Below are 20,656 nucleotides of genomic sequence, written 5' to 3' on the forward strand. Positions count from 1 at the left end.
GAGGACGTCAATGTGTGGCATCGCGGGCTGGGCGGATCCGTCGTCCCCGTTCCTCGGCGGCGAGCGGCTGGTGCGCGGCATGACCCGCACCCTGGCTCCGCGCGGTCCGGACGGCGAGGGCGTGTGGGCGGGAAACCGCGCGGTACTGGGACATCGGCGGCTCGCGGTGATGGATCCGGCGCACGGTCACCAGCCCATGGTGATCAACGACGACCAGGACCGGTCCGTCATGGCGCTCACCTACGGCGGAGAGGTCTTCAACCACATCGAGCTCCGCGACGAGCTGGAGCTGCTCGGCCACAAGTTCCGCACGGGCACCGACACCGAAGTCGTCCTCCACGCCTTCTGGGAGTGGGGAACCGCCGCCGCGCGGCGGCTCAACGGGATGTACGCCTTCGCCGTGTGGGATGTCGCCCGGCGCCGGCTCCTGCTGGTCCGCGACCGGCTCGGCGTCAAGCCGCTGTTCTACGTCCGGCACGGCAAAGGGATCCTGTTCGCGTCCGAGCCGAAGGCGTTGTTCGCGAGCGGGATGGTCAACGCCGCCGTCGACGAGGACGGCCTGCGCGACTTCCTGGCGTCGGTCCGGACGCCCGGGCGGAGCCTCTACCAGGGCGTGCGGGAGGTCCTGCCCGGCACGATGCTGGTGATCGACACCAACGGCATCCGCGAACATCGTTACTGGGCACTGGAAGCGAAACCGCACACCGACGATCTGCTGTCCACTGTCGACACCACCCGCGAACTGCTCGCGGACACCACCCGGCGGCACGTCCACGCCGACGTCCCACTCGGCGCGCTGCTGTCGGGCGGCCTGGACTCCAGCGTGCTGGCCGCGCTCGGGCAACGCGCCATGCTGGAGGACGGGAACAGCCCGCTCCGGACGTTCTCCGTGGACTTCACCGGCCAGTTCGTCCCAGACCAGGTGCGAGCCACGCCCGACGCGCCGTACGTGCGGGACATGGTCGCGCACTGCGGGCTCGACCATCGCGACCTCGTGCTCGACCCGGTCGCGCTGAGCGACCCGGCCCACCGGCGAGCCGTCGTCGACGCCCGCGACGCGCCGGCGACCGGGGACATGGACACCTCGCTCTACCTGCTGTTCAAAGCGATCCGCGAGCACACGACCGTGGTGCTGTCGGGGGAAAGCGCCGACGAGGTGTTCGGCGGCCACCGGTTGTTCCACCACCAGGACGCGCTGACCGTCGCCGACTACCCGTGGCGGTACTTCGCCGGGCACAGTGGCACCTATCAGGCTTTGCTGCGCAAGGACGTCGCGGCCGATCTCGCTATCGCGACCCATCGCGCGGACCACTATCGGCAGGCGTTGCTGGAAGTGCCCCGGCTGCCCGGCGAGTCCGGCACCCGGCGCCGGATGCGGGAGATCTCCTATCTGCACCTGACCCGCTGGCTGCCGGACCTGCTCGACCGGAAAGACCGATTGAGCATGGCTGCCGGGCTCGAGGTCCGGCTCCCGTTCTGTGATCACCGGCTCGTCGAATACGCGTTCAACACACCGTGGTCACTCCATTCCTTCGACGGCCGGGAGAAATCACTTCTTCGCGCGGCCACGGTCGATCTGCTGCCGTCGAGTGTCGCCACTCGGACAAAAACTCCATATCCCATTACTCAGGACGCTGAGTACGATTGGGCTATTCAGGAACAAGCGGGTGATCTCCTCGCTACGCCGTCCTCCCCGGTGTGGACTTATCTTGACCCGCAACGACTTCGTGACCGCATCGCGCGTCCGGTGATAGATCACCCGACGCGTTCGGGAATCGATTTCGCGCTGAATTTCGACCTCTGGCTGCGGCGCTGACGGGTGGCTTAACCGAGAGTTCAGCAAGCCGACATCCGCGGGGCATCGGCTTTCCCGGATTGCTGGGTAGCGTTCGAAAAGAAGACCGGCGCACTGCCTCGAGGAGGAGAAGCGCAGATGGACTTTTCGCTCATCGTCCTGGTCGTCATCATCACGGCACTCGCCTTCGATTTCACCAACGGCTTCCACGACACCGCGAACGCGATGGCCACCTCGATCGCCACCGGCGCGCTGAAACCGAAAGTCGCCGTCGGGATCTCGGCGGTGCTGAACCTGGTCGGCGCGTTCCTGTCGGTCGAGGTGGCGAAGACCATCTCCAGCGGGATCGTGGACGACGCGAAGATCACCCCGGTGGTCATTTTCGCGGGCCTGGTCGGAGCCATCGTGTGGAACCTGGTGACCTGGCTGCTCGGCCTGCCGTCGAGTTCGTCGCACGCCCTGTTCGGCGGGCTCATCGGCGCGACCTGGATCGCGGCCGGTGGGGACGCGGTGCACTTCGCCGCGGTGGTGCAGAAGGTGCTGATCCCCGCACTGGCGTCGCCGCTGGTGGCCGGGGTGGTCGCGCTCGTCGGGACGTTCATCGTCTACCGCGTCACCGAGCGGGCCCGGCAGGACGTCGTCGGCAAGACGTTCAAGACCGGCCAAGTGCTCTCGGCCTCGCTCGTTTCGTTGGCACACGGGACGAACGACGCGCAGAAGACGATGGGCGTCATCACGCTGACGCTGATTTCGTCCGGCACCCTCGCCGCCGGCTCCGGGCCGCCGATCTGGGTGGTGCTCTGCGCGGGCACGGCGATCGCGCTCGGGACCTACCTCGGCGGCTGGCGGATCATCCAGACCATGGGCAAGAAGCTCACCGAAATCCAGACCCCGCAAGGGTTCGCCGCGGAGACCAGTGCCGCCGCGGTCATCCTGGCGTCGTCACATCTCGGCTTCGCGCTGTCGACAACGCATGTCTGTTCGGGCGGGATCATCGGCTCCGGGGTCGGCCGCAAGCTCGCCGAGGTCCGATGGGGTGTCGCGGGCAAGATGGTCATCGCGTGGGCGCTGACGCTGCCCGCCGCGGCGATCGTCGGCGCGCTCGCGGCGTCGATTTCGACGAAGGGCAGCCTCGGCACCGTGCTCGTCGGCGTCGCCGGAGTGGTCATCGCCGCCGGGATCTACGTCCTGTCCAAGCGGAACCCCGTCCACCCCGACAGCATCTCCGAGCCGGAGCCCGTTGTTCCGGCCACGGTCTAAGGGAGCGAGCATGACGATCGATTGGGGAGCCCTCGGCGCGGTGTTCGCCGTCGCGCTCGGCTCGGTGGCGGTGCTGACGACGTTGTTCGCCTTCGGGGTGCGTGAGCTGTCCGAGCGGGTGACCGTCAAGGAAACCGGCGGCACGGGCACGGCCCCGGCCGCCATCGCGACGGCCTGTTTCGCTGTCTGCGCCGCGATTGTGCTCTTCGGGATCTACTTGATCATCGCCTGAGGCGCCCGCGCACGCAGCTCCGCCGGGAGTTCGGCGAACTGGGCGAGCAGCTTGGCCCGCGTTTCCGGGCGGAGATGGCCGAGCAGATCGAGCAACGGCGACCACAGGTCCTGATCGGCGGCGGCCCGCACGATGCCGTCGAAACGGGAGGTCGGCAGCAGTCCGATGATGTTCTCGATCCGGGACTTGTCGTCGAGCACGAACGCGATCCGCAGCAACGCCGGGTTCGGGATGACCCGCAGGCTCGCCGACACCGTCGCGTCCGGCAGGTGGCCGACGAACCGGCCGATGGTGATCCAGTCCTCGCGCCGGATCAGTTCCCCGGCGACACCGGCGATCATCCCGGCCGGGATGCCGGCGATGATCTCGGTGGTGCGCCGCGGGTCGAGCTCGGCGGCGACGTCGGCGAGGAACACGGGACTGAGGCGCTTGGCGATGTCGATGCCGCGCGACGGCTCCACCACCCCGGCGACCCGGGCGCACAGCAGCGGCCCGAACACCTTCTCGGCGATCTTCGCCAGGATGGGGCCGGGGATCAGCTTGCTGGCGCCGGCCATGCGCTGCAGCGCGACGAGGTTGGTGTCGAAGAGCACGTCGGTGACCTGCGCACGGAGCTTCTGGAGCTCATGCGGGTCGACCTTTTCGAGGTAGCCGAAGCGGGCGGGATCGGCGCCGAGCACCCGGGCGAGTTTGAGGATCTCGGCCTGCGCGGCCAGGTTCGGCTCGCTCACAGGCCGACCGCCTTGCGGACCGCGCCGCGGAGGAAGGCGGGAACGTACTTCAGGCCTTCCTCACCGGCTTTGGCGAGCGCGGCCGTCTGCCGGTGGCGTGCCTCACGCAGCGCGTTGGCGAGATCCTGTTTTTCGTCCGACGGCAATGCTTCGATCCCGGCGGGCAGGGGTTTGCCGATCTGCTCGGCGAGGTTTCGCTCGGCCATGGTGGATCATCATGCCTGATAGCGGCCGATACCGTGGGTTCATGACTGCTGAGATCGAGACTTCGGCCATCACTGTCGGCGGGTTGAACGCGTACCTGGCCCGTCCCGTCGGTGGGTCCGCCTCGGGAATGCTGCTGCTCCCGATGATCACCGGGATCGGTGAGCAGGTCCGTGAATTCGCGGAGACGATCGCGCGGACCGGGGTCACGGCGTTGTGCTGGGACCCGTTCCACGGCCCGACCTCGGACGACACCGAAATGGACGAGCTGTTCCGGCTGCTCGGCGAGCTGGACGACGAGAAAGCGCTGGAAGAACAGGGCATTCTGCTCGGCCACTTGCTCGGTGAACTCGGCTGCGCCAAGGCCGGCGTCATCGGCTGGTGCCTCGGCGGCAGGTTCGCGCTGCTGCTCGGCGGCCGTGACGAGCGGCTCTCGGGCGTGATCGCCTACCACCCCACGGTGCCGATCCCGCCCGCGCCGAACCACACACTGGACGCCTTCGCGTACGCAGGACGCACCGCCGCGCCGGTCATGGTGCTGTACCCGGGCGCGGATTCGCTGGTGTCGGCCGAGGCTTTCCAGAAGCTGCAGACGGCGTTGCAGGCGCGGACCACCGGCGCGAGCGTGATCCACTTCTACCCGGCCGCGGAACACGGTTTCAGCAACAAGACCCGGCACGGCAACGACGTCAACCTGGCGGCTTTCGAGCTTTCGTGGCCTCAGGCGCTGGAGTTCGTGAAGACGACTACCGGCCGAGCCCGGCAAGCAGGTTGATCATCGAGGCGATGATGAAGGTACCGAACAGGTAGGAGAGCAGCGCGTGGCGTAACGCCGTCGCGCGCAGTTCCTTCGTCGCGAAATTCGTGTCGGAGACCTGGAAGGTCATCCCGATGGTGAACGCCAGATACGCGAAGTCGCTGTACTTCGGCGGGTCGGTTTCGTTGAAGTCGATGCCACCGTCCTCGCCGGCGTAGTACAGCCGGGCGTAGCGGGTGGTGAACATGGTGTGCACCGAACTCCACGCCAGGATCACACTGGCGACGCTCAGTGCCGCGTGCACGTCCTTGCCGCCGCCGGCGTCGCCCAGGGTCAGGAGCAGGCCCACCGCGATGAGGCTGGCGACCGCCGCGAGCACGACCACGACGTCGGCCAGCGCGCGGCCGGGGTCTTCGCGGACGGCGTGCCGGGCCGTCGAATAGGCGTCCATCGGCCAGAGGAGGATCCAGGTCCAGGCCACGAAGACGGCCATGCCCGTGATCCAGCCCAGCAGCAGCCCGTAGCGCCAGTCCATCGCCGTCGAGACGCCGAGGCCGAGGGCTACACCGGCCACAGTGGACACCAGCGCGCGGACCGTCACCGCGACGCCGCGATCCTCCCCGAGATCCGCCCGCGGGAGATCGGGTACCCCTTCGTGACCGGAATCGCCAGACATGGGGAGAACATACATTCCGTCCGTGGCGGTAGCGTTGAACCTGACGGGCCTCGTCTTGGGGGAAATAGGGGCGAGGTGAGAAACGAGGTCGATGCCGGATGAGTGCTGACTCGTCGCCTTTGGGGCTTATCGGCGTATTGCTCATCGGTACCCGTGGAAAGGCGGGGCCGGGCGAGGTGCTGCTCAGGATCCGGGGAGGATCGGAGGCCTTCCTGGCCTTTTCCGACGAGCCGCTCCCGAAGGGCACCACCGTGCTGGTGGTGGAATCCCGCGGCATGCGCACAGTCGACGTCACTCGATGGACTGATCCTTTTACCACCAAATAGGAGTTCCCGATGTTCGGTTACCGTGTTCCCGCGCCTGACGAGGCGATGCTGATCTCCGGTGGAAAACGGGGCGGCAGTGATACACCATTTCGGGTGGTTACCGGTCATGGCGCATTCATCATGCCGTTCTTCCGGAAAGTTCGGTTTCTCACCCTGAGCATGGCCGAGGCCGAAGTGTCGGAGACCTGTGTGACCAAACAGGCCATCGCACTGAACGTCCGCGCGGTCATCGCGTTCAAGGTCGGCAACGACACCGAGAGCATCGTCAACGCCGGTCAGCGGTTCCTGTCCGACCAGGAGCAGATGTCGGTGCTGACGGGCCGGATCTTCGCCGGGCACCTGCGGTCGATCGTGGGCTCGATGACCGTCGAGGAGATCGTCACCGAGCGGCAGAAGCTGGCCACCGAAGTGCTCGACGGGTCGGCCGCGGAGATGGCGAAGATCGGGCTCACCATCGATTCGCTGCAGATCCAGTCGATCGACGACATGAAACTCGGCTACATCGCCGCGATGGCCGCGCCGCACAACGCCGCGATCCAGCGCGAGGCGCAGATCGCGCAGGCGCGGGCCGATCAGGCCGCGGCCGAGGCGGGGCAGGAGTCGCAGCGCCGGCAGGCGGAGTACGCGCGCCAGACGTCGGTCGTGCAGGCGCAGTACAAGGCCGAAGTCGACAAGGCGCAGGCCGAAGCCGCGCAGGCCGGACCGCTGGCGCAGGCCACGGCACAGCGCGTGGTCATCGACGCGCGGACCGAGCTGGCGCAGCGGGAGGCGGAACTCCGTCAGCAGCAGCTGGTCGCGGAGGTCGTCAAGCCTGCGGAGGCGGAGGCGGAGAAGGTCCGGATCCTGGCGCGGGCGGCCGCGGAGTCCATGGAGATCCAGGCCGCGGCGGCGGCGTCGAACAACCGGGTCGCGCTGGACCAGCTGATCATCGAGCAGCTGCCGCAGATCGTGAAGGAAGCCGCCCGCGGGCTGAGCGGGGCGAACGTCAACATCTTGAACGGCGCCGACGGGCTCGGGGAGATGGCCGCCGGGCTGGTCGGGCAGGGGCTCGCGATTTTGGAGTCGGTGAAGAGCGGGTTGTCCGCCGAGCCCAAGGCGAAGGAGCCGGAGGAAGAGGAGCCGGAGGCGCGGGAGCAGATCACGGCGGGGTGACACGCGCACACCCTTACTTTCGGCAATGCCGCGACGGGTGGGGGAGGTTGTAGCGTCGAGGCGGTGCGTCGCAGGTGGAGAGTGGGTCTTGACGTCCTGATCTGGCTCGGGATCTGCGGGCTGGTGGTGGTCGACGCCGGGGTGGTGGCGTCCGATTGGGGCGAGCTGGCCAGCGGGCTGGTGGCGACGACGGTGGCGGTCTCGACGGGGCGTCGGTGGCCGGTGGTTTCGCTGGTGGCGGGGCTGTCCGGCGCCTGGGTGACGCTGCTGGAACTCGGTGGCCGGGTGCCGGTGTGGCCGATGTTCCTGATGGTCGTGATGGCGTACTTCGCCGGGAACCGGATGGAACGCGTTCGGCCGGCACTCGTCGTCTTCGGGGCTTACGCGGTGCTGGGGCTGCCGATCGCGTTGGTGTTCGGGAGCAACGGCGCCGAAAACTGGGGCTCGACCCTCGGGATCCTGGCGTTCGCGGGGCTGTTTCCCTGGCAGCTCGGCCGGTTCGTGCGGTTGCGCGGGCAGATGGCGCGCACCGGCTGGGAGCGCGCCGAAGAGCTCGAGACCCGGCAGAAGATCGTCGCCGATCAGGCACGCCTGCGCGAACGCGCCCGGATCGCCAGCGACATGCACGACTCGCTCGGGCACGAGCTGAGCCTGATCGCCGTGCGTGCCGCCGCGCTCGAAGTCGCGCGGGGTTTGAACGAGCCACAGCGGATCGCGGCCGGAGAACTCCGGGAGAGCGCGGCCATCGCCACCGACAGGCTGCGGCAGATCCTCGGTGTGCTGCGGGAAGACGTCGCGCCGACGCGGCCCGCGCACGAATCCGTCGTCGAACTCGTCGAGCGGGCAAGGGCTTCTGGCCTGCTCATCCGGTCCGAAGTGGACGAAGCGCCGACGCCGCCGATGGTCGACAAAGCGACCTGCCGGGTGGTGCAGGAGTCGCTCACCAACGCCGCCAAGCACGCCCCTGGCGCCGCCGTCGCCGTGCGCGTGACCCGGACCGGGGACGAGACGACCGTGTCGGTGGTGAACGAACGGCCTCCGGCGGGCGCGTTGCCTGGGATATCGTCCGGAAACCGCGGGCTGGTCGGGCTGCGTGAGCGGGTGCGGCTCGTCGGCGGGACGCTGTCGGCCGCGCCGCGTGACGGCGGATTCGCTGTCACCGCCACGCTTCCCCATGACGCCGCACCCGCCGAGCAGGAGCCGGAAGCCGATCTGTCGGAGCTGGCACGCGAGCGTGAGCAAGCCGCCCGCGAGGTGCGACGCAGCCTGATCCAGGCCATCGCCGTTCCGACGGGGCTGTTCACCGGGTTGGCCGTGATCAGCGGGGTCGTGTTCCTTTACAGTTGGTACGGCTCACAGCTCGAAAGCCCTGGCTACGACGGTCTCCGCCTGGGGCAGTCGCGCGCCGAGATCGCCGGGACTTTGCCGGGGCAGCAACGGATCGCGCGGGCGAGGAACCTCGAACCGCCGGTGCCACCCGGGGCGGAGTGTGAGTACTACGGCACCGAACGGTCGCTGTTCAACCTCAATTACGAGACCTACCGGCTGTGTTTCGCCGGAGGACTGCTGGTGTCGAAGGATTTGGTCCGGGACGAAGACGGGGAGCACATTGATTCGGGTAGTGCTGGCTGACGACGAGGCGATGATCCGGGCCGGGGTCGCGGCGATCCTGAGCTCCGACGACGAAATCGAGGTCGTCGGGGAAGCGGGCGACGGGCGGGCAGCGGTCGAGCAGGTCCGGCTCACGCGGCCCGACATCGTGCTGCTCGACATCCGCATGCCGAAACTCGACGGCCTCGGCGCGGCGACGGAAATCCGGCGCCTGCACCCGGAAACCGGGGTGATCATGCTGACGACGTTCGGCGAGGACGTTTACATCGAGCGTGCGCTCGGCCTCGGCGCCAGCGGTTTCCTGTTGAAATCCGGGGATCCGCGGGAGCTGCTCGCCGGGATCCGCGCGGTGGCCGACGGCGCCGCGTTCCTCTCGCCGAAGGTCGCGCACCGGGTCATCGCGCAGCTGTCCGGCGGCCGGTCGGCCCGCCGCGCGGCGGCCAGGGACCAGCTGGAGTCCCTGACCGACCGCGAGCGGGAAGTACTGACCCTGCTGGGATCCGGACTGTCCAATGCGGACATAGCGGCCCGGTTGTTCGTCGTCGAGGGGACCGTGAAGGCGTACGTGAGCACGATCCTCGGCCGCCTCGGCGTGAAGAACCGGGTCCAGGCGGCCATCATCGCCTACGAAGCCGGGCTCATCGGGAACTAAGCGTCCCGTTTCCGCAGCACCTGCGACCCGATCAGCAACGCCACAGCGGACCAGGCCGCGCAGATGAGCGCGCCGAGCCAAGGCGGGTACGGCAGCGGCCCGCCGAAGATCGGGTTCAGGTCGCCCGGCAGCAGCATCGCGTTGACCCCGGCGAACCCGGGGAAGTAGTTCACGAGCTCCTCCGGCCCGAGTGATGCGACCACCATCGGCAGCATCAGGAGCAGCACGAAGACGACGACCATCGACCCCGCCGTGCTTCGCAACGCCGTGCCGATGCCGAGGCAGAGCAGGCCCAGCAGCGCGAAGTAGACGCCCAGCCCGAGCATCGCCACCACGGCTCCGCCCGCCGACGTCTGATCGCCGTTCCCCTGCATCGTGAGGCCGGCGACGAGCAGCCCCGCTCCGGCCACGACCACGCCGAACGCGAAGAGGATCGGGACGAGCACCGCGCCCTTCGCGAAAAGCAAACGATTGCGGATCGGTACCCACTGCAGGGACGCCCGGATGCTGCCGCTCGCGTACTCGCTCGTGATGAACAACGTCGACAGCGCGATCACCGCGAACTGCGAGAGGTAGAAGGTGCCTCCGGCGACGACTCCCGCCGCCGACATCCCGGGTTCCGGGTCGTCAGCCATCGTGAAGCCGACCACCACGGCGTAGAACAGCATCAGGACCGCGGCGGACACCAGGCTCCACCAGGTCGTGCGGACCGACCAGAACTTCGTCCACTCCGAGTTGATCGCGCCGGTCACCGGCGTCGTCGTCGTGGTCATGCCGCCACCGTCCCGTATTCGACCGAGCTCGCGGTCAACTCCATGTAGGCCTGTTCGAGGGACGCCGTCCGCTCGGCGAGGCGATGCAGGCGGATCCCCAGCTCGTATGCGAGGTCCCCGACCCGTTCGGCGGCCATGCCGTGCACGATCACTTCGCCGTCGGCGTTCTGCTCGACCGTCGCGCCTTCGGCGTGAAGCCGTTGAGTCAGCGTGACGACGTCGTCGGGTGACGGCAGCCGGACCGACACCGAGCCGCGCGAGTTGTCCGCGATGAACTCGTCGACCGGCGCGTCCGCGAGGAGTTTTCCCTTGCCGATCACGACCAGCCTGTCGGCGGTCTGCTGCATTTCGCTCATCAGGTGACTGGAGACGAACACGGTCCGCCCCTCGGCGGCGAGCGAGCGCATCAGCTGCCGGACCCACCGCACACCGTCCGGGTCGAGCCCGTTCACCGGCTCGTCGAACATGAGCACGCGCGGGTCGCCGAGCAGCGCGCCCGCGATGCCGAGCCGTTGTCCCATCCCGAGCGAGAACTGCCCGGCGCGTTTGCCGGCGACGTCGGTGAGCCCGACCGTCGCGAGGACCTCGTCGACGCGGCTCGCGGGGATTCCGTTGCTGCGGGCCATCGCGAGCAGGTGCTTTCCCGCGCTGCGGCCGGGGTGCAACGCCTTCGCCTCCAGCAGCGCGCCGACCTCCCGCAGCGGATGGCGGAGTCCGGCGTACGGCTTGCCGTCGACGACCACCTCGCCCGCGGTCGGCCGGTCCAGGCCGAGCACCATGCGCATGGTGGTCGACTTGCCGGCGCCGTTCGGGCCGAGGAAACCGGTCACCTTGCCCGCCGGAATCGCGAAGCTCAGGTCGTCGACGACGGTCTTCTCGCCGTAGCGCTTCGTCAAACCGCGAAGCGTGATCATGGGACCTCCCAGTGGTAGAGAAGGGAATCCTGTTCGGCGCGGGCAAGGGAAACAGCGGACTTCCGGCAGGCGTCACCCTTACTTTCGGCAGGGCTCACGCGGCGTCACCCGATCAGTGCGGGCAGAATGCGGCCATGACCACTGGCGGAACCCAGCGCATCAGTGCGCTCGACCTGGCCATGCTCGTGCTGGCCGTTTTCTCCGTCGGGCTGCTCGTCTACGTGACGTTCTTCCCGCATTCCCCGGACACCGCGCACTGGATCTTCATCATCGACACCTCGATCTGCGGGGTGTTCGCGCTGGAATTCCTGTGGCGCTGGCGCAAACAGAAGTGGGACAAGAAGTTCCCGCTGCGCAACTGGTTCGAGATCCTCGGCATGATCCCGATCGCGCATCCGGCGTTGCGGGGATTCCGGTTGCTGCGGGTGATCGTGGTGATCGTCCGGCTGGCGCGCACCGCGGACCGCGCTTTCGGCGAGCAGTTCACCCAGCGACTGGTGGAGCGGCTTTCCCGCCCGATCGTCCTGGCGATCAAGAAACCGATCACGATCGCCGTGCTCGACGAGGTCGTCAAGGTGGTGGAAACCGGGAACTACCCGCAGAACCTGGCGCGCTCACTCGGCGAGAACAAAGCCATGCTGCGCCAGATCATCACCGAAAAGGTGAAGAACGACCCGCAGGCCGGACGGCTTTCGAAACTGCCGTTCCACGACGAGATCGTGCATTCCGTGGTGGACACGACCATGCGGGTCGTCCTCGAAGTGCTGATCGACCCGCGGATCGACGAGTTCTTCGCCCATGTCGTGCGGGAGAACCGCGAGCAGATCCGGCTGGCCGTGCAGCTCGGGCTGAACGAACGGGAAGACGACGAGGAGCTCGCGCGGCAGCTGCCGACGCCACCACAGCATCAGTTGATCAAGTACCCCGGGGCTTGAGGCGTTTGGTCGGCGTCGCCCCGCTCGGGTCTTCCGGCCACGGGTGCTTCGGGTAGCGGCCGCGCAGGTCGGCACGCACCGCGGAGTATCCGTTGCGCCAGAACGATTCCAGGTCCGCAGTCACCGCGGCCGGACGTCCTGCGGGGGAGAGCAGGTGGAGCACCACCGGCACCCGGCCGTCGCCGATGCGGGGTGTTTCGAGCCAGCCGAAGGTTTCCTGCAGCTTGACGGCCAGTACCGGCTCGTCCGCCGAGTAGTCAACCCGGACACGGGAACCGGACGGGACTTCCAGTCTGTCCGGCGCGAGTTCGTCGAACCGGGTCGCCGCGGGCCATGGCAGTAGCCTGCGCAACGCCGAGGTGGCGTCGATCTTGGCGAGATCGGCCCGGCGGCGGGCCTTCGACCATTCGGGTTCCAGCCAATCGTCCATTCTGGACAAAAGACTCGTGTCGTCCATGGCGGGCCAGGGATCCCCGAGTACGCGGTGCAGGAACGCCAGTCGCTCGCGCAGCCGTTCGCCGTCCTGGCTCCAGCGCAGCAGCCCGAGGCCCTCTTGGCGTAGACCTTCTTTGAGCGCCAGGCGAACCGCGGACACGTCCGGCTTGGCCAGCGGACGGTCGGCCAGCACGATCGCGCCGAGCTTGCGCACCGAACGGGCCGTCACGTCGCCGTTCGCCCAGGTCACTTCGTCCACAGTGGACACCAGGTTCGGTGCCGCGGCCACGGCCAGCGGCTCGTCCGCGCGGGCGGCGAGCCGGATGATCCCGTGCACGCGTCCGGCGTCACGGGTCGCTTCCGCTACCGCCAGCCATTCCGTGTCGCCCAGACCGCTGCCGGACGGCAGTTCCGCCGCTGTCCCACCGGCCATGAGATACACCGGCGAGCCGGACGCGCGGCGTCGCGCCAGTCGTTCCGGGTGTGCGAGGGCGACGACGAGCGCGGGATCAGGCGCCTCTTTACCACCGGACACCAACCCGGCCAGGCGCCGGACGTCGACCTTCCAGCGCCGCGACGAATCGTCCGAGGCGCCGCGCAGCCGGCGGAGTTCGGCCTCGACGTCGGTCAGCGTGCCGCCGGAATCCAGTAGCGCCACGACTTCGGCCGCCGAGCGCGGGCCGACCTTGGCGGCACCGTCGAGCAAGGCCCTGGCCAGCCGGGGATGCAGGCCGAGCGCGGCCATCTTGCGCCCGCGTCCGGTGACTTCGCCGGTTTCGTCGGTGGCACCGAGCGTCCGGAGCAGGGCGCGTCCGGCGGCGAACGCGCCCTCGCCCGGCGGATCCCACCAGGACAATCCGCTTCCGTCCGGAGTGGACCAGCACGCCAGTTCCAGCGCGAATCTGGCCAGTTCGGCCGTGCGGATTTCGGGTTCCGGATAGGCGGGCAAGCTCGCTTGCTCGTGCTTCGCCCAGCATCGGTACGCCGCGCCCGGTGCCTCGCGGCCCGCGCGTCCGGCGCGCTGCTCGGCCACCGCGGCGGACACTCGGACGGTCGCGAGGCCCGGCAGACCTCGTCGATGGTCCACCCGCGGCACCCGGGCCATCCCGGAGTCGACGACCGCACGCACCCCCGGCACGGTCAGGCTGGACTCCGCCACCGACGTCGCGAGCACGACCCGCCGCCGCGGCCCCGGCGTCAGTGCCGCGTCCTGCCTGGCCGAGGGCAGCCTGCCGTGCAGCGGGAGGACGTCGACGTCGTGCAGGCCGGAGAGCATCCCACTGACTCTGGTGATCTCGCCCACGCCGGGCAGGAAGACGAGCAGGTCGCCTTCTACTTCGGACAGTGCCTTGTGGACTGTCCTGGCCACAGACCCTTCGAGACGCTCGCCGCGCGCCGGCGGGTGGTACGACACTTCGACGGGGTACGTCCTGGCTTCCGCGGTGATCACCGGGGCGGAACCGAGCAGCGTCGCGAGCCGTCCCGCGGCCACCGTCGCCGAGGTCGCCAGGAGGTTGAGGTCGTCGCGCAGCCCGGCGCGGACGTCGAGCAGCAGCGCCAGCAGGAGGTCGGCGTCGAGATGCCGTTCATGGCACTCGTCCAGCAGGACCGTCGACACCCCGGGCAGCTCGGGGTCGCCCTGCACCCGGCGCACCAGCAGGCCGGACGTGACGACCTCGATCCGGGTGGCGGGGGAGACCTTCCGATCGCCGCGCACCGAGTAGCCGACCGTTTCGCCGACACGCTCGCCGAGCAGGGACGCCATCCGGGCGGCCGCGGCGCGCGCGGCGATCCGGCGCGGCTCGGCGACGACGATGCGGCCGGAGGTGCGTTCGGCCAGGTAGAGCGGCACGAGCGTGGTCTTGCCCGTGCCCGGCGGCGCGACGAGCACCGCGGTGCCGTGTGTCTCGAGCGCGTCGCCCAGTTCGTCGAGAACCGCGCGAATCGGCAGGTCGGGCAGCTTCACGGGCGTTCGTTGACTTCGGGCGGCTGGGGCAGCGGATACCCCGACGGGCCGATGTTGGCGTTCAGCGAAGCCGCCCAGGTCTTGTTGTCGATCATCTTCTCGATCGCGTTGGTGACCGCGGTGTGGCCTTCGACGTCGCCCTTGCGCAGGCCGATCCCGTAGCGCTCGGTGGAGAACGGCTTCCCGACGACCCGCAGGAGCTCCGGGTTCTGCGTGACGTAACCGGCGAGGATCGCGGCGTCGGTCGTCACGGCGTCGACCTGTCCGGCCAGCAGCGCCGTCACGCAGTCGGGGAACCGCGGGTACTCCACCAGCTGGACGGCCATCGCGAAGCGGTCACGCACCTGCTGGGCGGACGTCGTGCCCGGCTGGGAGCAGAGTTTGCGGCCGTTCATGCTCTCCGGGCCGGTGATGTCCGCCGAGGTCTGCCGCACCAGCAGGTCCTGCCCGGTGACGAAGTACGGCCCGGCGAACGACACCAGCTGCTTGCGCTTGTCGGTGATCGAATAAGTGGTCGCGACCAGGTCGACCGCGCCCGAACTGAGATCGGTCTCGCGGGTGTTGGGCGTGGTTTCGCGCCAGGTGATGTTGCCCGGTGACACTCCGAGTTCGGCCGCGACGAATTTCGCGACATCGACGTCGAAACCGACGATCTGCCCGTCCAATTTGCGTTCGGACAGTCCTGGCTGGTCGAACCGGGTCCCGATGGTGAGGTGATTCCGGCCATCGGCGCGGGCTACGAGCGAGTCGGAGTCGCTCGCCGACGACGAACATGCTGAACACGCTGAAGCGAACATCGCCAGCACAAAGGCCGTGACGATCTTCCGAGAGCGCATTCCGACCTCCATTCTCACCCGTCGGGGGAACCTCACATTTTTCTCAGGTCCGATGGTTAGCCTAAGCAGGTGGCTAAAACGTCTTCACGTGTGCTCGACGCATTGGGCACACTCGCACGCCTCGGGCTCGCCGCGGTGTGGCTCGTTTCCGGTGCCGTGAAGATCAGCGACACCGGCCAGACCTTCATCGCGGTGAAGGCGTACGACGTGCTGCCGAGCGGGCTGGTAGAGCCGGTCGCCACCGCGATGCCGCTGCTCGAACTGCTGCTGGGCGTCCTCCTGCTGATCGGCGTCGGCACCAGGTGGGTGGCCGGGGCCTCGGGCCTGCTGCTGCTGGTGCTGATCGCCGCGATCGTCCAGTCCTGGGCACGCGGCCTGACCATCGACTGCGGCTGTTTCGGCGGCGGCGGGCAGATCAGCGCCGATCAGACCCAGTACCCGCAGGAAATCGCGCGGGACACCGGATTCTTCTTACTGGCGCTGTGGCTGATGATACGGCCGCGGACCCTGTTTTCGCTGGATGGCTGGCTCGGCAAGGGCTCGGCCGGTAAAGGCTCGGTCGGCAACGAAAGCGGGAACTCCGCGGCACCCGCGGACGACTACTCCGATGAGAAAGCCGCAAGTCTTTGAGTTTTGAGAGTTTTGAGAAGGGAATCGATCAACGTGGGTGGAGCTGAGCGCAACGCTCGAAAGCGTCGCCAGGCCCAGCAGGCCGCCGGTTCGCGGGGTTCGCACGCCGGCGCGAGTGCCGTCGCGAAGGCCAGGGGCAGCGGCGACAACCGGAAGACCATCGCGGTCGTGGTCGGTGTGGTGCTGGTGGCGGCTCTCATCATCGGCGGTGTGCTGTGGATGAACGCGTCGAAGAACGCCACCGAGGGGCAGCAGATCCCGGTGGCCGCTTCGCAGCCGTTCGCCGCCGGAGTCGTCGAGAAGCGTGACGGTGTCGTCGTCACCACGGGCAAGCCCGACGCGAAGAAGACCATCGACGTCTACGCCGATTTCCTCTGCCCGATCTGCGGGACTTTCGAAGCGCAGTACCAGCAGCAGATCGAGGAACAGATCAACGCGGGCAACCTCGCCGTGCGTTATCACATGGTTCCGCTGCTGAACACGAGGTCGAACCCCGAGGGCTATTCGCTGGACTCCGCGAACGCGGCGCTGGCGGCGGCCGACGCCGGCAAGTTCACCGCGTTCCACGACAGCCTCTTCAAGACCCAGCCTCAGGAAGGCAAGCGCGGCTACGACAAAGCGCAGCTGATCCAGCTCGGCACGGCGCTGGGCATCACAGATCCGAAGTTCGCCGAGACGATCAACGCCGGCACCTACAACAACCAGATCAACGCCGAATTCGAGAAGACGTCCAACGACGAGGCCCTGAAGCAGGACTTCGGTCAGGGACCCGGTTTCGGGACGCCCACGGTCGCTGTCAACGGCAAGGCGATCGACCGGTCCGGTGACTGGCTCAACCAGGTGATCGCCGGTCAGCTCGGGTAAGTGGTTTCGCCCACTCCAGGGGCAGATGGTGGTTTAGTCTGATCCCCGGAGTGTTTCTGGGGAACCGCGGGCAGGCCGGACGCGTCGCACTCCAAGGGGATGAGGAGGGCACGTGGACGGCGGTCATCGGGGTTATCACGCCGACGAAGGCGCGTACGAGAACTACGCGCGCAACGTCGACCCGCTGGGAGACGAGATCAAAGGGGCGGGCGCCGCGCATGTGGCGCCGCACGTGAACCTGAGCGGCGACGGGCTTTCCGCCATGGGCGGGGAATCCGGGCTCACCGGCGCGTACGCCGCCCGAATGCGGAGCCTGCACGATCGGGTGACAAAACTCGGCGGGAAATGGCACCAGGTGGGTGAAGCCTCACGGCGGACCCGGGCCAACTACGACGCCGTCGAGGCGGACCACGACGGGATGCTCAAGAACGTGCGCAAGGAACTGGGATGACCGTCGAAACCGAGCACGTGATGCGGGCGGGTCTCGACACGACCACCCAGTTCGGGCAGAAGATGCGCACGAACCAGGCTGCCGTCAGCGGCGCGCAGGACGGCCACGTCGCGCTCCGGACGTCGGTCGGCGCCGCCCAGACCGACGCCGGCTCGCAACGCGCCACCTTCACGTCGTCCGCTTCCGGCAATACCGCGGACAGGGCGGTCGCGACGTCGGAAAGCCTGGAAAAAGAGATCCAGGACCTGCTCGACGAAAGCGCGGAAATCGAATCCGCCGTCGCGCGGGCCGCGGAAACCCTTCACGTGGGTGACGTCAAAAACCAGCAGACCCGCGACGAGATCATCCGTGACATCGACTCGACGATGAAAGCCGTCGCCGCGACGAAACAGATGCAGCCGCCCGAGTCGGGCCAGGCCGCCGCGCGCCAGCTGCTGACCGAGATGATGAGCCGGATCCAGAAGCTGACCGGCGTCGCGGCGACGAACGCCGAACAGACGATCAACGAGCTCACTTCCATCGGCACCCAGCTCGGCGGTGACGAGTCGACCAAAGCGAGCAGTGCCACCGAAACCAAGGTCGCGTCGAGCTTCAACAACCAAGGCAGTGGTGGCGGCGGCGACTCCGGCGGCGGCGGCGGTGGGGGAGGTGGTGGTGGCGGAGGTGGCGGTGCCGTGCACAAACCGCGGCTGCCGGTCGCGATCCCGCCGCAGCCAGGCACCGGCGTCGACGTCAACCTGCCCGGTGGCAAGACCGTCCAGGCCCCGAATGAGACGGCCGCGAAGGCCGTGCGGGCGGCGCTCAGCCAACTCGGCGTGCCGTACGTGTGGGGCGGCACCGCGCGGGGCGAGGGCCTCGACTGCAGCGGCCTGACGATGACGTCGTACGGCGAAGCGGGTCTCACGATCCCCAGGACAGCGGCCACGCAAACGATTGGCGCCGAGGTGCCGTCGATGGACCAGTTGCTGCCCGGCGACCTGGTCGTGTGGTCCGGGCACGTGGCGATGGTCATCGGTGACGGGCAGATGGTCGAGGCGGGTGACCCGGTGCAGATCAGCAACATCCGGACCACCAACGCGGGCCAGTCCTTCATCGGCTTCTACCGCCCGACGGGATAGCCCCACAAGGTCACCCACCACCAACCTCAACCGAGGAGCTGCGCTCCGCTGTATAAATCAACCGTGTCCGAACCAGATTTCGACCGAGAAGTAGCGCGGGTCAGCGAGCACGCCGACCGCACCGCAGACCAGGCCCGCGAACGGTTCGCCCAGGTCGGCCGGGTCGTCGGCAAAGCGGAGTCGGGCGACGGCTCGATCAGCGTCGAAGTGAGCCCCGGCGGCCTGCTTTCGGAGATCAAACTCTCCCGCTCGGCCCTGCGCTTCGGCTCGGACGCGATCGCGCAGCAGATCATGGACCTCTCGGAACGCGCCACCCGCCGAGCCGGCGACAAGATGTACCACACGCTGGCCCCGGTCCTCGGCGACAGCGGCGCCAAGCACCTGCAGTCCCTCGGCTTCGAACCCATGCCCGAAGACGACGAGCAGCACGTCACCAAGCTCTACGAAAGGTGACCATGGTCGAGCAGATCCCCCTCACCCGCACCACCCGCCAGCTCATCGACGAAGCACGCGCCCGCGAAGACGCGTTCGCCCAGGTCGAAGGCCTGATGGCGAAGGCGTCCGGCACCGCCCACGACGCCGACAACATCGTCGAGGTCACCGTCAACGCCCGCGGGAAGCTCCTGAAGCTCTGGTTGGCCCCGAACGCGGTGAACTACGGCCACGACCGCCTAGGCTCGCTGATCGTCGAAGTCGCCCAAGTCGCGATGCGCGAGGCCACCCAAGACGGCTACAACAAGGTTGCGCTCCTCCTCGGCGAGGACATGACCTACCTGATCGAACGAATGTCCGGCATGCCCGCCCCCGCCCGCACCGCGAACGACGACCCGGGCATGACCGTCGAAGAGTTCCAACGCCAACGCGCCGAACGCCTCGGCGCGTCACCTGCTCCCGCCGTTTCCGCAGCTCCGGCTGAGGACGAAGAGGGCTACTGGGACTCCTTCGACCCGGCCTCCCTGCGCTCGGACCGATAGGCCGGACCCCTTCGCAGGGCCGTCCGGGTGGTCATGTAACGTATGTACCTACGAGATGCGGAGTTCACGCCGCTCCGGGGCTATGGCGCAGCTGGTAGCGCACCTCACTGGCAGTGAGGGGGTCAGGGGTTCGAATCCCCTTAGCTCCACCATCTTGTAAAACCCCTTCGGTTGGCCTTTTGGGCTGGTCGGAGGGGTTTTGTGCGTTTTGCTTCCGATCTTGGGTGATCGTTTGTTTCCCGCCGTGGGTGCTCCTGCTGGTGCGTTTTTGGAGCAGTGTGGTGCCGTGGGAGGTTGGTTGTTCAGTGGCCTTTCTGTGTTGCTTCCGGCGTTTCTGGATGGTGACCCCCTTACCAGCGGAGGTTGGGGCTGTCCGTTGTGAATGCGGCGGTGGCCCGGTTGGGCGTGGTGTTGTCGGGTGACTGTGACGGTTCGCTTTGGTCCAGCGCCGTTGCAGGTCGGCGAGGAGCCGGGTTTCGACTTCGTGGGCGACGTGGCTGTATGTCTCGACGACCTTGTCGTGAAGGTGGTGGCCGAGGCGGCGGGCTTGGGCGATCTCTGGTGCTCCGCTGGCGATGAGCCATGTTTTTTGGCTGTGCCGCAGGCCGTGGAAGGTCAGCCCAGGAAGAACTGGGTAGGTACGGATGCCGGTTTTCGTGTTGGTGAGGTTGCCGTCGATCGCGGGTCGTAGGACGCGGCGGATGAAGGTGGACCGCCAGAGCCAGGCGCCGCTTGCGGTTGTGAACACGAAGTCGAACGGGTGTCTCGCGAGGTGCTGCCGTAGGAGCGTGGTGAGGAATGGCGGTAGTGCGATGGTGCGGGCGGAGGCGGTTGTCTTCGGTGGTCCGAGCCAGCGTGTGCCGTTGGATTCGTGCAATGCGCCGTGTTCGGGGTGGATGGTGAGGTGGCCGGTGGTGGGGTTGATGTTGTCGCGGTGCAGGCCGACGAGCTCGCCCCAGCGGCAGCCGGTCCAGGCGGCGGTGATGATCAATAGTCGGGCGGTCGGTCCGCCGAGGGGGGCGGCTTGGTCGGCGATGCGTAGGACTTGTTCGGGGGTGGCCCAGATTCGCTCGGCTGTGGTTCGGCGTGATCGGCGGCCGCGGCGGCGTCGCTGATGGACGGGATTGGTGGGGATGAGGTGCTGGTCGACGGCGTCAGTGAGGATCATCGACAGCAGCTTGACCCAGCTGGCGACGGTGATGGGGGAGTATCCAGCTCTGGTGCTATCCGTGGTCCAGGTGGTGATGTCGAGGGTGGTGATGTCACACAGCGCCGTCTTGCCGAACTGCGGCAGGATGTGGCAGCGGAGGTAGCTGCGGTAGTTCTCCAGGGTGCGCGGGTCCAGGTCGAGGCTGGGGAACCAG

The 20,656-nt window shown here is 68.0% G+C and carries 22 protein-coding genes, 1 tRNA gene and 1 pseudogene; 16 read left to right on the plus strand and 8 right to left on the minus strand.

The features are described 5' to 3' along the window. Positions 1-10: 10 nt before the first annotated feature. The 3 genes from asnB (at position 11) to VGP60_RS33710 (ending at position 3,287) form a co-directional block, all read left to right on the plus strand. Positions 11-1,816, plus strand: coding sequence for an asparagine synthase (glutamine-hydrolyzing) (asnB, locus tag VGP60_RS33700; RefSeq protein ID WP_327552220.1), 1,806 nt, complete (start codon positions 11-13; stop codon positions 1,814-1,816). 117 nt (positions 1,817-1,933) lie between these two features. Then, positions 1,934-3,055: an inorganic phosphate transporter gene (locus tag VGP60_RS33705; protein WP_327552221.1), complete on the plus strand. Its 1,122-nt coding sequence runs from the start codon at positions 1,934-1,936 to the stop codon at positions 3,053-3,055. Positions 3,056-3,065: 10 nt separating this feature from the next. Next, positions 3,066-3,287: a hypothetical protein gene (locus tag VGP60_RS33710; RefSeq protein ID WP_327552222.1), complete on the plus strand. Its 222-nt coding sequence runs from the start codon at positions 3,066-3,068 to the stop codon at positions 3,285-3,287. Here the strand turns inward: VGP60_RS33710 and VGP60_RS33715 are convergent. Next, positions 3,269-4,018 (minus strand): hypothetical protein, encoded by a 750-nt coding sequence (locus VGP60_RS33715; protein WP_327552223.1) that lies wholly within the window; start codon positions 4,016-4,018, stop codon positions 3,269-3,271. The two genes, VGP60_RS33710 and VGP60_RS33715, sit on opposite strands and share 19 nt — an antisense overlap. Beyond that, positions 4,015-4,224, minus strand: a complete 210-nt coding sequence (locus VGP60_RS33720) for a hypothetical protein (RefSeq protein ID WP_327552224.1) — start codon at positions 4,222-4,224, stop codon at positions 4,015-4,017. The genes VGP60_RS33715 and VGP60_RS33720 overlap by 4 nt, the downstream gene beginning before the upstream one ends. A gap of 41 nt (positions 4,225-4,265) precedes the next feature. Between VGP60_RS33720 and VGP60_RS33725 the strand changes: the two genes are divergently transcribed. Beyond that, positions 4,266-4,997, plus strand: a complete 732-nt coding sequence (locus VGP60_RS33725) for a dienelactone hydrolase family protein (protein WP_327552225.1) — start codon at positions 4,266-4,268, stop codon at positions 4,995-4,997. Here the strand turns inward: VGP60_RS33725 and VGP60_RS33730 are convergent. Further along, positions 4,969-5,655: a DUF1345 domain-containing protein gene (locus VGP60_RS33730; protein WP_327552226.1), complete on the minus strand. Its 687-nt coding sequence runs from the start codon at positions 5,653-5,655 to the stop codon at positions 4,969-4,971. The two genes, VGP60_RS33725 and VGP60_RS33730, sit on opposite strands and share 29 nt — an antisense overlap. Positions 5,656-5,753: 98 nt before the next feature. On the opposite strand from VGP60_RS33730, the gene VGP60_RS33735 reads away from it, so the two are divergent. From VGP60_RS33735 to VGP60_RS33750, 4 genes are all read left to right on the plus strand, one after another. Continuing rightward, positions 5,754-5,981, plus strand: a complete 228-nt coding sequence (locus tag VGP60_RS33735; protein WP_327552227.1) for a hypothetical protein — start codon at positions 5,754-5,756, stop codon at positions 5,979-5,981. Positions 5,982-6,026: 45 nt separating this feature from the next. Then, entirely contained in the window at positions 6,027-7,133 is a 1,107-nt protein-coding gene (locus tag VGP60_RS33740; protein ID WP_327552240.1) for an SPFH domain-containing protein, read from the plus strand. 81 nt (positions 7,134-7,214) lie between these two features. Further along, positions 7,215-8,765 (plus strand): sensor histidine kinase, encoded by a 1,551-nt coding sequence (locus VGP60_RS33745; protein WP_327552228.1) that lies wholly within the window; start codon positions 7,215-7,217, stop codon positions 8,763-8,765. Next, positions 8,743-9,396, plus strand: coding sequence for a response regulator transcription factor (locus VGP60_RS33750; protein ID WP_327552229.1), 654 nt, complete (start codon positions 8,743-8,745; stop codon positions 9,394-9,396). Before VGP60_RS33745 ends, VGP60_RS33750 begins: the two co-directional genes overlap by 23 nt. Here the strand turns inward: VGP60_RS33750 and VGP60_RS33755 are convergent. Beyond that, entirely contained in the window at positions 9,393-10,169 is a 777-nt protein-coding gene (locus VGP60_RS33755; RefSeq protein WP_327552230.1) for an ABC transporter permease, read from the minus strand. The genes VGP60_RS33750 and VGP60_RS33755 overlap by 4 nt on opposite strands. Next, positions 10,166-11,083, minus strand: a complete 918-nt coding sequence (locus VGP60_RS33760) for an ABC transporter ATP-binding protein (protein ID WP_327552231.1) — start codon at positions 11,081-11,083, stop codon at positions 10,166-10,168. The genes VGP60_RS33755 and VGP60_RS33760 overlap by 4 nt, the downstream gene beginning before the upstream one ends. Before the next feature lie 134 nt (positions 11,084-11,217). On the opposite strand from VGP60_RS33760, the gene VGP60_RS33765 reads away from it, so the two are divergent. Next, positions 11,218-12,018 carry an ion transporter gene (locus VGP60_RS33765; RefSeq protein WP_327552232.1) on the plus strand — a complete coding sequence of 267 codons (801 nt, stop codon included), beginning with the start codon at positions 11,218-11,220 and terminating at the stop codon, positions 12,016-12,018. Here the strand turns inward: VGP60_RS33765 and hrpB are convergent. Together hrpB and VGP60_RS33775 are read right to left on the minus strand one after the other, a co-directional pair. Continuing rightward, positions 11,999-14,419 carry an ATP-dependent helicase HrpB gene (gene hrpB / locus VGP60_RS33770; protein ID WP_327552233.1) on the minus strand — a complete coding sequence of 807 codons (2,421 nt, stop codon included), beginning with the start codon at positions 14,417-14,419 and terminating at the stop codon, positions 11,999-12,001. The genes VGP60_RS33765 and hrpB overlap by 20 nt on opposite strands. Then, positions 14,416-15,255 (minus strand): glutamate ABC transporter substrate-binding protein, encoded by an 840-nt coding sequence (locus VGP60_RS33775; protein WP_327552234.1) that lies wholly within the window; start codon positions 15,253-15,255, stop codon positions 14,416-14,418. The genes hrpB and VGP60_RS33775 overlap by 4 nt, the downstream gene beginning before the upstream one ends. 102 nt (positions 15,256-15,357) lie before the next feature. Here VGP60_RS33775 and VGP60_RS33780 point away from each other — a divergent pair, with 102 nt between their 5' ends. The 7 genes from VGP60_RS33780 (at position 15,358) to VGP60_RS33810 (ending at position 19,444) form a co-directional block, all read left to right on the plus strand. Next, positions 15,358-15,885, plus strand: coding sequence for a MauE/DoxX family redox-associated membrane protein (locus tag VGP60_RS33780; RefSeq protein ID WP_327552241.1), 528 nt, complete (start codon positions 15,358-15,360; stop codon positions 15,883-15,885). 33 nt (positions 15,886-15,918) lie between these two features. Then, complete coding sequence (locus VGP60_RS33785) at positions 15,919-16,749, plus strand: thioredoxin domain-containing protein (RefSeq protein WP_327552235.1); 831 nt, start codon at positions 15,919-15,921, stop codon at positions 16,747-16,749. 112 nt (positions 16,750-16,861) lie between these two features. Next, positions 16,862-17,200, plus strand: a complete 339-nt coding sequence (locus VGP60_RS33790; RefSeq protein WP_327552236.1) for a hypothetical protein — start codon at positions 16,862-16,864, stop codon at positions 17,198-17,200. Continuing rightward, on the plus strand, positions 17,197-18,318 hold the full coding sequence (locus VGP60_RS33795; RefSeq protein ID WP_327552237.1) for a C40 family peptidase: 1,122 nt from the start codon (positions 17,197-17,199) through the stop codon (positions 18,316-18,318). Before VGP60_RS33790 ends, VGP60_RS33795 begins: the two co-directional genes overlap by 4 nt. Before the next feature lie 63 nt (positions 18,319-18,381). Continuing rightward, positions 18,382-18,771 carry a YbaB/EbfC family DNA-binding protein gene (locus tag VGP60_RS33800; protein WP_327552238.1) on the plus strand — a complete coding sequence of 130 codons (390 nt, stop codon included), beginning with the start codon at positions 18,382-18,384 and terminating at the stop codon, positions 18,769-18,771. A gap of 2 nt (positions 18,772-18,773) precedes the next feature. Next, positions 18,774-19,292, plus strand: a complete 519-nt coding sequence (locus VGP60_RS33805; protein WP_327552239.1) for a YbaB/EbfC family nucleoid-associated protein — start codon at positions 18,774-18,776, stop codon at positions 19,290-19,292. A gap of 76 nt (positions 19,293-19,368) precedes the next feature. Beyond that, positions 19,369-19,444 (plus strand) — tRNA-Ala (locus VGP60_RS33810). Between the two features lie 344 nt (positions 19,445-19,788). Here VGP60_RS33810 and VGP60_RS41825 read toward each other — a convergent pair. Further along, a pseudogene (locus tag VGP60_RS41825) lies at positions 19,789-20,637 on the minus strand (tyrosine-type recombinase/integrase); the annotation flags it as partial. Positions 20,638-20,656 lie beyond the last annotated feature (19 nt).

The sequence above is a fragment of the Amycolatopsis sp. genome (assembly GCF_036008905.1).
Classification (GTDB): Bacteria; Actinomycetota; Actinomycetes; order Mycobacteriales; family Pseudonocardiaceae; genus Amycolatopsis.

What these genes read in the sequence shown, in the direction of transcription:
- asnB (WP_327552220.1), top strand. Translation starts at nt 11, where the DNA reads ATGTGTGGCATCGCGGGCTGGGCGGATCCGTCGTCCCCGTTCCTCGGC.
- VGP60_RS33705 (WP_327552221.1), top strand. Translation starts at nt 1,934, where the DNA reads ATGGACTTTTCGCTCATCGTCCTGGTCGTCATCATCACGGCACTCGCC.
- VGP60_RS33710 (WP_327552222.1), top strand. Translation starts at nt 3,066, where the DNA reads ATGACGATCGATTGGGGAGCCCTCGGCGCGGTGTTCGCCGTCGCGCTC.
- VGP60_RS33720 (WP_327552224.1), bottom strand. Translation starts at nt 4,224, where the DNA reads ATGGCCGAGCGAAACCTCGCCGAGCAGATCGGCAAACCCCTGCCCGCC.
- VGP60_RS33725 (WP_327552225.1), top strand. Translation starts at nt 4,266, where the DNA reads ATGACTGCTGAGATCGAGACTTCGGCCATCACTGTCGGCGGGTTGAAC.
- VGP60_RS33730 (WP_327552226.1), bottom strand. Translation starts at nt 5,655, where the DNA reads ATGTCTGGCGATTCCGGTCACGAAGGGGTACCCGATCTCCCGCGGGCG.
- VGP60_RS33735 (WP_327552227.1), top strand. Translation starts at nt 5,754, where the DNA reads ATGAGTGCTGACTCGTCGCCTTTGGGGCTTATCGGCGTATTGCTCATC.
- VGP60_RS33740 (WP_327552240.1), top strand. Translation starts at nt 6,027, where the DNA reads ATGCTGATCTCCGGTGGAAAACGGGGCGGCAGTGATACACCATTTCGG.
- VGP60_RS33755 (WP_327552230.1), bottom strand. Translation starts at nt 10,169, where the DNA reads ATGACCACGACGACGACGCCGGTGACCGGCGCGATCAACTCGGAGTGG.
- VGP60_RS33760 (WP_327552231.1), bottom strand. Translation starts at nt 11,083, where the DNA reads ATGATCACGCTTCGCGGTTTGACGAAGCGCTACGGCGAGAAGACCGTC.
- VGP60_RS33765 (WP_327552232.1), top strand. Translation starts at nt 11,218, where the DNA reads ATGACCACTGGCGGAACCCAGCGCATCAGTGCGCTCGACCTGGCCATG.
- VGP60_RS33775 (WP_327552234.1), bottom strand. Translation starts at nt 15,255, where the DNA reads ATGCGCTCTCGGAAGATCGTCACGGCCTTTGTGCTGGCGATGTTCGCT.
- VGP60_RS33795 (WP_327552237.1), top strand. Translation starts at nt 17,197, where the DNA reads ATGACCGTCGAAACCGAGCACGTGATGCGGGCGGGTCTCGACACGACC.
- VGP60_RS33805 (WP_327552239.1), top strand. Translation starts at nt 18,774, where the DNA reads ATGGTCGAGCAGATCCCCCTCACCCGCACCACCCGCCAGCTCATCGAC.